General features: G+C 33.6%; 1 pseudogene. It reads right to left on the bottom strand.

Features of this window, described 5'->3' with window-relative positions:
• Nucleotides 1-467: pseudogene (locus VQ048_RS12595) on the bottom strand (hypothetical protein); the annotation flags it as partial.

Here is a 467-nt window from a genome sequence, read left to right as displayed (position 1 = left end):
AAATAATTTAACAACTCTTCTTTACCCACTCCTGAACGAGCATCTGTAAAATTTTTAAGTATCCTTGCCAAAGAAATTACCGATAATAACATATGTACAGGAGGCATATGTGGAGACAAGCATCTAAAACGATTAATCTCGGAACCTAAATAACCAAGTAGTTTATCTGTTAATGCTTCCATCATTTCTACTAAAATCCCGCTCTGCTTTTTTGCATGAATTTTTTGCTCAATCTGAACCCCATACAATTCCATCTGCCCATAAAATCGGTCTATTTCATTATATAAATCGGTAAGTTTAGGGTGAGAGGATACACTCACGCAAGGAGGTATGTAAGCCTCGTCTATTCTTGACTGAGCATTACTAACCAAAATTTTTCCAATAGTTAAATAATGATTACCTAGACTGAAAGATTGTTGTAACTCTTTTTCATCAATAAGTAATAATGAATATTGTGGTTGTGTATA

The organism is Bergeyella anatis, assembly GCF_036016955.1.
Taxonomy (GTDB): domain Bacteria; phylum Bacteroidota; class Bacteroidia; order Flavobacteriales; family Weeksellaceae; genus JAYWXI01.
Note: the sequence above shows the minus strand (reverse complement) of the source record. Positions and strands in the feature narration are given on the sequence as shown.